Origin of the sequence: Halothiobacillus sp. (genome assembly GCF_027346185.1) — a bacterium.
GTDB lineage: Bacteria > Pseudomonadota > Gammaproteobacteria > Halothiobacillales > Halothiobacillaceae > Halothiobacillus.
Map to the genome: position 1 here is coordinate 1 of NZ_DAIESY010000056.1, position 6639 is coordinate 6639.

Below are 6639 nucleotides of genomic sequence, written 5' to 3' on the forward strand. Positions count from 1 at the left end.
TCGACCGGCTGAGGAGGCGCCGTTACTTTTTTGCTTCGGCACCCGACACATTCATCACGATGTTGAACGTCTCGCGCATATTGGCCACGTCCAGGTAGTCGTTTTCCAGTTCGTCCTGCGTCAACTCCGGATAATTGCGCTTCAAGGTCGCATGAATGATCTCGGCCATGATGAGGATCGTGACCGGCGCCGCGCCTTCGAACACCTCGTGATATCGACGCACGCAGGATAAGGGAGCTGCGGGCACGATGAACTCGCGCCCGTTGAGCGTGATTTTTTTGCCGTCGACCATGTCATTACTCCGCAAAGTTTAAGCTGCCGATATTGTTCGATGCATCCGAGAACGCCTCGAAATCGAACTCCGGAATCAGGAAGTCGTCCAGCTTGGTCGCAAAGTTGAGTTTGGAGCCGATGCACTGGTTGAGCGTGATAACCAGCTGCTTGCTGGCATAAGGTACGTACAGTTCCGCCCGGAAGGTCGGCGCATAGCCCATCAGCTGGTTGGTGAGCGTGACACTGGTCGCAAGCGTGCCTGTGGCGGGCGTCTGATAGCGGTAACTCACCTGGATGTTGCCGGTGACAGCCCCCGTGTCGCCCGCTGCAAAGGTGTACACCCCGGCAGGTGTGACGCTGTATTGCCCGACGGCAGGCGCTGATGCCACGCGGGTCAGCGGCAGGCCACTCGATGCATAGACCACGCCGAGGTCATCCTCGTAGGTCGTGGAATTGGCCACCGTGCCGCTGTCCGACGCAATCGTCAGCGACTCCTTGTCCGAAATAGCCGATTGGCCGGACGCCAGGGTCTGACCAAAGAACAGGCTGTTCACCAGCGCGCCGTTGAACTGCCCGAACTTGGCCTTGCCGGTGATCTTGCCCTGGCCGCGTCCGATGGCGACCGGAAACTGATTCTGACCGTGCAGTTCCTTGTTGGTGAAACTGAAATCGACCGACACATCCTGCAGCACGCCAAAACGCACCGGCGTGCCGTTTGCAAGGGGATTGCCTTGCGCATTGGACAGGGGAACGGCAAACACCACCCCTGACCCGAAGCCATACTGGGCCATGAATTACTCCTCGTGTGAAGAAATCAAGCATCCGGCAGGAATGCCGGATTGAAAGCAGGAGATGAACGATCCGTTACCGTGTTCCATCCAGAACTGGGCGGCTATCAAAACAGAGGGGCTTCTCAAAAATGGAAAAAATCGCACGTCAAACCGGTTGGCTGTCCCGATGCTCCTGTGCGGAAGGGACCCCACATTGCAAGCTGGCCGTGATCAAGACCATGGTTATGACCATGAAATGTCCTGTTTGCGGCGCGGCGGAACTGATCCATGACACGCGCGACCTGCCCTACACCTACAAAAGTGAAATTAGCGTCATTGCTGTGGTGACGGGCGATTTCCGCCCGGCCTGTGCCGAGTCCATCCTGGATGCTGCGGAGTCGAACCGTGTCATGCGCGAAATGCGCGCTTTCTCCAGGCAGGTGAATGCCATCGTCGATCCAGGCTTCATCACGAACGTGCCCAAGAAGCTCGATCTCGACCAGCGCGAAGCCTCCAAAATATTCGGCGGTGGCGTCAATGCCTTTTCGCGCTACGAAAACGGCAAGACCAAGCCGCCGTTGGCTCTGGTTAAACTGTTCAAGCTGATGGATCGGCACCTCGACCTGCTGGCCGAGAAATAGCGCGTAACCATTTCAAGTCAGGCTGGATTTTCTTCCTCAACAATCACCGGCCCAATCATCATGCTCCCTGTCAATAAACACAATCGCTGAAATTGGCAACATCACCTGCAGAAAGCTTAAGTTTCTATTGATATCATGGCTATATCGGCAAACTGCTCATCATATTCTCTCACCCGATCCGGATGCATGGGGCCGCGTTCACCATTGGCTCGATGTGCAATATAACTGTAATGATGGATGCGTTTAATTTCAGGGAAACGCATACCGCTACGTTTGAGTTGATTGACGATGCCCTCCACCGTTTTGCCAAGTGCTACGATCAGACGAGGCTTGCCAACCTCAAGTTGCCACTGCAGAACAGGCGCCCATGTCAGTGCCGCCTGCCTAAGTCGTTCAGAAGGGCTTCCCCGCCAACGCTCCGCGTAATCAGCCTCCTTGATGACATTTGTAATATAGCAATTCCACCCGTCATGACTGTCAATAGTGCCATTCTTGAATCCATACTTCACCAGCAATTCGCGAAACAGCTTGTCACCCTTACCAGCCCACCATTGTGCTTGGATCGTTGGTGCGTCTTCAATAGGGTCTGTGGCTTGTTCAACTTTCGACAGGCTGGGGTTTTCCGCTAAAAACCAGATTGGGGTTTGCGGATTACCCAACGCACCGGTCAGCCATGGGAAGCGCTGGCGATGATCCGCGCCACTCAGCTCGGGATGATGGGCAAATACTGCATCGACTTGTTGAGCCAGCGCCATTTGATGGGCATCAGTCATGATAATTTTCTCCATCCAGCAATTGAACGTTATATATCATGACATATCCTACGCATTGACACATCACCGCACATAATGAATCTTGAAATCGATCGGCTTCAGGTATACGTTTACCAGTTCGTCATAGGTATCCGGTCCCATGCTCTGCTGAATGCACGCTACCACTTCGACGCCGCCGATTTGGCCTGACTGGTTGTGACAGGCAAGACGCACGTTCTCGCGCAGAACCACCAGATCGTCGGACACATTCCCCATGCAGTTGACCTGCACCCGTGCGGTGACGAGTTCCGGATCGATCGGGCGTGCGCCGTCCTGCACGTCGCTGATGAGGCCGAAAGTGATCGCTGGCAACGGGTCGGCTTCCGGCCGCGTGTCCAGATAAATCCTGGCACTCACCTGAGCGGCAAGGGCGCTGGAGGCGTTGAGCAATGTATAGATGACGGTTTCCGGCTTCATTTCTTGGCCTCGATCTTGGCGAGCCGGTTTTTGAGGTACGCCGAGAAGGTCTCGATGGCCTCCGATGCTTTGGTATCAATGGCAGGCCGCATGAAGGGTTTTTTGGTGGCCCCCGGATGCAACACGGCGCGGCGTTCCAAGCCCGCCAGAAAGAGGCTCTTGCGGTTCTTGGGCTTGATCCAGTGCCGCGCGGTGCCGTGTTCCACCATGGCGGCATACCGGGCTTTGTCGCCACCGGCCTTGATGGTCACCTGAACGCGGCCGCGTCGGCTCCGCATCGAGACATGGATCGAATCGCGCAACGCGCCCGATGTTCGACCTTTGGGAAGATCGCCTTCGCCCACCGGACACAACTGTTTGGCTTCGGCTTCCACCACTTTGGCTGCCGCACGCAAGCCGCCACGCACGATGTTTTTCTCGATCTTCGCGGGCAATTCATCGAGCAGCGCCTGCAGGCCTTCCAGACCCTTGATGTGGATTTCAGTCGTCATCGAGCACCAGACAGTAGAGTTCCAGGTATTCCTTGCGGGTCACAGAGCGGATCCACTCGATCCGGCAGACGGTGCCGTCGGGTGCGACCACCTGCATGGCAGGTTTCACTCCTGCGAGATAACGGATGGTGAAGAGTTTGGTCGCGGCACTGCCCATCGCTTTGGCCTGGAAGATTTCGCGCCCCGTCATGTCCTGCATCTGCGCCCATACGGTCGCATACGGCGCCCAGGTTTCGTCGTGTCCGCCCAGCGCGCCTCGTGCCACAGTCAGCCGGTTGATCGTGATACGCTGATCGAGAATGCCACTCGCGACCAGCACCATCAGAACACTACCCTGTACGGATCGAGCAGCCGGTCGACAAACGGCAGCGGCAGCACCTTGCCGGATTTCTCGCTGGTGAAGTATTCCTCACGGTGCTGGTACAAGGTGCCAACCCGTAGCTTCATCCATGAAGTGATACCCTCCGGCACGCCTCCCAGCAGGGCAGTGCCGGATCCTGCGTTTGTCAACGTGATGGCGCCACCACCCGGTACGCTTGACAACGTATAGATGCCCGGTGCCACCACCGACTGGATGAAGTAATCCGTGCCCACAGCCAAGGGTGCCGGTAGCACGCCCTGGATCGCATCCGCCAGCGAGAAGCGCACCCCATCGCCTACCGAATACGGTTGCCAGTCGGCAGGCACCGTCATCATGTTGCCCGACAAGGTCACCGGCACGGCATAACCCGCCGTAAAATTCACCTCTATTGCCCCAATCTGCGGCAAGGGGATCGGCCAGATATGGCCAAACACCGGCGTGATCCGGCACGGCTCCGACGTATAGTCTACGGTGTAATCGCCAGGTGGCACCACCTGTGGAGTGCCGCTCATGTCCAGATAATTGATCGCCGTCACGCGCCGAACCGCAGACTTCTCGAGTATGATCGCGTGTTTGGGCAGCGTGAAGGTCTTGCCCCAAGGCACGCCGATCAGGGTCGGCCCCGGAAACGAGTCGATGACGAGCCGCCACGCTTGGTAGATCAATGCGCGTTGGGTGAGATTCTCGGCAAACCGGCGTGCCGCCGCGATCAGGGCGCCGATCAGCACATCGTCATCTGGAATATCCACACGCAGATGCAGTTTGGCGTCACGGATGCTGAGTGGCTCCACCGCCGCATCCCGAACGAGTTGCAGCGGCATCAGACCGACTCGACGACCGATGCGGCATTGAAGCTGCTCGCCGGTTCATAACGCGAAGATCCGCCCAGAATCACCGCTGCGGTCTCAGTCGCAGTCGCGCTAACCGACACACCCAGCTGCACGAAACCATAGCCATTAGCCACATCCAGATCGGCGGTGCCCACATCGAGCGTAGCCTGCACATCGTTGCCCATGGCAGCAGCCAAAGCAATGGCTTTGCCGGCACCGATGGGTTTGGCATTCGCTCCCTTGGCATCCTGCGCCTGTGCGATTGAAGCATCCACCGTCGCATTGGCACCAAAGGTGCCCACCTGAACGATGGCGAGCAGACGATCTGCCTCACCAAGTTCGACCCATGGGCTGAACACCACGCCAGGCGCTTGTGCCGAAGGGGGGATGACGGCCAGTACCGCCACGGCTTCGGAGAGTTTTTCATTTAAAATCATGGGAGGATCCTTTCAGATAGAGGGGTGAGGGGCAAAGCTCAACGGGCAGCCAGTTGAATGAAGGGCGACAAGGTCGCCGCTCCCTTGGCCGGAAGAATGGGGGCAGCGATCTTCGCCTGCCCATCCATGCGAAACAGCGTGCGAAACGCCGTGGCGTCCGCATCGAAATACAGATGCATCGAGGTCGCCGTCTCCATGCCGCCCTCCTTGGTGATGGTCTGGTAGTAACTGAGATCGACCAGGATCACATCGCCCAGGCTCGAAAATTGCGACGCATGCTGCGAGACATATACCGGACGCCCGAGCAACGTACCGTAGGGCGAACCGCGCAGGCCGCCCACACCACCGCCGACCGGCAAATAAATCGGATAGTTGCCGAGCGTCAAGGTGAACAAGGCCGGTAACACGCTGTTGTTGACGATCCACACCGCGTTCTTGAACGACCCCGGCGGCAGCCGCGAGATCATGTTGGCCAGATTAAGGGGCGTGAGCGTATTGGTCGCCTGAGCATTGTCTTTCGCCTGGGTGATCACTGCGCTACCCGCCAATGCCCCTTGCGGGATCCCGGCGCCTGAGCCGAACAGGATCGACTCGTTGATCTTCCACTGCATGCGGCTCGCCACCTTCTTTGGCAAGTAGGACGTCAGCGCATCGGTGTCCGAGAGCAGTTCGTCGGTGATGGGAACCAGCGCCATCAGCTTTTTAAGGCGCAGGGCCGACGTGCCCAGCTTGGGCTTCGAGGTGGCGGCCGCCAGCCCCTCGGCCTGCCAGGCGACCGTGATGCCATCCGTCCCCCAAGGGGTAGTCTCATCCTTCGGAAACACCATCGCGTTGCCCGCCACGTTGGTGTTGTCGGTCAACGGCAGCAACGCCTCGTCGTCCAGCGACAGTGTAAAAATATCCCTGGCAAACTGCGGCGGAACCAGGAAGCCGCCATCGGCACCTGCCGTCTCGGAACCATACACCGTAGGTGCTGCCGCCAACCGGTGCGCCAGCAACCGGCCATCCGGTGCATTGCCCGGCAAGGATGCCTGGAATACCGCGCGGGCAAATTCACCAAAGTTGCGAAAGCCTGCACTTTTATCCAGCGCGCCGCGATCTTCCACTGTGATGTCGCTGCCATTGCCGGCCAACACCACCACCGATCCTGCTGCAGCCCGGGCCGCGATCATCTCCTGCTCGAGGTCGATCGATACCTGAAGGCGCTCGATCTCGCTACCTTTGACCTGGGCATCCGCCTTGAGTCGAGCAAAGTCGCGTCCTTCGTCTTCGTTCAGATCCCGCCCCGCAGCTTCTGCCTTGTCCAGCAGCGTCGACGCCGAGTTCAGCAGATCGACTTTTTCTTGTGCAACCGCAGACTTCTTCGCCTGCAACTCACGCAGTTTCTTGCTCATGGTGTTCCTCTCGAGAATAAAAAAACCGCCCGGAGGCGGCTGATTGGGTTGGTCAGGTGGGTGGCTCACGCCAGAATGGCTAACCGGCTACGGCTTGAACCGGAACCCTTCCTGACCGGTTGCGGGTTTTTTGCCGACAGTTGCCGCGCCATGCCCTGCAAGACCTGCGGCAAGGTCATGACGCCGTCGATCATGTTCTGTTTTAAAGCATCA

At 58.2% G+C, this 6639-nt stretch carries 10 protein-coding genes; 1 reads left to right on the plus strand and 9 read right to left on the minus strand.

All coding sequences use genetic code 11. The features are described from left to right. Positions 1-22: 22 nt before the first annotated feature. Positions 23-292 carry a hypothetical protein gene (locus M7R55_RS04465; RefSeq protein ID WP_298218890.1) on the minus strand — a complete coding sequence of 90 codons (270 nt, stop codon included), beginning with the start codon at positions 290-292 and terminating at the stop codon, positions 23-25. A 4-nt stretch (positions 293-296) separates the two neighbouring features. Further along, positions 297-1064, minus strand: a complete 768-nt coding sequence (locus tag M7R55_RS04470; RefSeq protein ID WP_298218892.1) for a hypothetical protein — start codon at positions 1062-1064, stop codon at positions 297-299. 128 nt (positions 1065-1192) lie between these two features. On the opposite strand from M7R55_RS04470, the gene M7R55_RS04475 reads away from it, so the two are divergent. Then, complete coding sequence (locus M7R55_RS04475) at positions 1193-1684, plus strand: type II toxin-antitoxin system MqsA family antitoxin (RefSeq protein WP_298218894.1); 492 nt, start codon at positions 1193-1195, stop codon at positions 1682-1684. 116 nt (positions 1685-1800) lie between these two features. Here the strand turns inward: M7R55_RS04475 and M7R55_RS04480 are convergent, their stop codons facing one another. The 7 genes from M7R55_RS04480 to M7R55_RS04510 all read right to left on the minus strand — a co-directional run bounded on the left by M7R55_RS04480 (position 1801) and on the right by M7R55_RS04510 (position 6426). Continuing rightward, positions 1801-2457 carry a uracil-DNA glycosylase family protein gene (locus M7R55_RS04480; RefSeq protein WP_298218896.1) on the minus strand — a complete coding sequence of 219 codons (657 nt, stop codon included), beginning with the start codon at positions 2455-2457 and terminating at the stop codon, positions 1801-1803. Between the two features lie 63 nt (positions 2458-2520). Further along, entirely contained in the window at positions 2521-2913 is a 393-nt protein-coding gene (locus M7R55_RS04485) for a DUF3168 domain-containing protein (protein ID WP_298218898.1), read from the minus strand. Continuing rightward, positions 2910-3404, minus strand: coding sequence for an HK97-gp10 family putative phage morphogenesis protein (locus M7R55_RS04490; protein WP_298218900.1), 495 nt, complete (start codon positions 3402-3404; stop codon positions 2910-2912). The genes M7R55_RS04485 and M7R55_RS04490 overlap by 4 nt, the downstream gene beginning before the upstream one ends. Continuing rightward, positions 3394-3723, minus strand: a complete 330-nt coding sequence (locus M7R55_RS04495; protein ID WP_298218902.1) for a phage head closure protein — start codon at positions 3721-3723, stop codon at positions 3394-3396. Before M7R55_RS04495 ends, M7R55_RS04490 begins: the two co-directional genes overlap by 11 nt. A 2-nt stretch (positions 3724-3725) precedes the next feature. Next, positions 3726-4586: a phage head-tail connector protein gene (locus M7R55_RS04500; RefSeq protein WP_298218904.1), complete on the minus strand. Its 861-nt coding sequence runs from the start codon at positions 4584-4586 to the stop codon at positions 3726-3728. Next, complete coding sequence (locus tag M7R55_RS04505; protein ID WP_298218906.1) at positions 4586-5032, minus strand: hypothetical protein; 447 nt, start codon at positions 5030-5032, stop codon at positions 4586-4588. Before M7R55_RS04505 ends, M7R55_RS04500 begins: the two co-directional genes overlap by 1 nt. A 38-nt stretch (positions 5033-5070) precedes the next feature. Further along, positions 5071-6426, minus strand: a complete 1356-nt coding sequence (locus M7R55_RS04510; RefSeq protein ID WP_298218908.1) for a phage major capsid protein — start codon at positions 6424-6426, stop codon at positions 5071-5073. Positions 6427-6639 lie beyond the last annotated feature (213 nt).

Coding starts and splice junctions, on each gene's coding strand:
- M7R55_RS04465 (WP_298218890.1), bottom strand. CDS start 292: ATGGTCGACGGCAAAAAAATCACGCTCAACGGGCGCGAGTTCATCGTG.
- M7R55_RS04470 (WP_298218892.1), bottom strand. CDS start 1,064: ATGGCCCAGTATGGCTTCGGGTCAGGGGTGGTGTTTGCCGTTCCCCTG.
- M7R55_RS04475 (WP_298218894.1), top strand. CDS start 1,193: ATGGAAAAAATCGCACGTCAAACCGGTTGGCTGTCCCGATGCTCCTGT.
- M7R55_RS04480 (WP_298218896.1), bottom strand. CDS start 2,457: ATGACTGATGCCCATCAAATGGCGCTGGCTCAACAAGTCGATGCAGTA.
- M7R55_RS04485 (WP_298218898.1), bottom strand. CDS start 2,913: ATGAAGCCGGAAACCGTCATCTATACATTGCTCAACGCCTCCAGCGCC.
- M7R55_RS04490 (WP_298218900.1), bottom strand. CDS start 3,404: ATGACGACTGAAATCCACATCAAGGGTCTGGAAGGCCTGCAGGCGCTG.
- M7R55_RS04500 (WP_298218904.1), bottom strand. CDS start 4,586: ATGCCGCTGCAACTCGTTCGGGATGCGGCGGTGGAGCCACTCAGCATC.
- M7R55_RS04505 (WP_298218906.1), bottom strand. CDS start 5,032: ATGATTTTAAATGAAAAACTCTCCGAAGCCGTGGCGGTACTGGCCGTC.
- M7R55_RS04510 (WP_298218908.1), bottom strand. CDS start 6,426: ATGAGCAAGAAACTGCGTGAGTTGCAGGCGAAGAAGTCTGCGGTTGCA.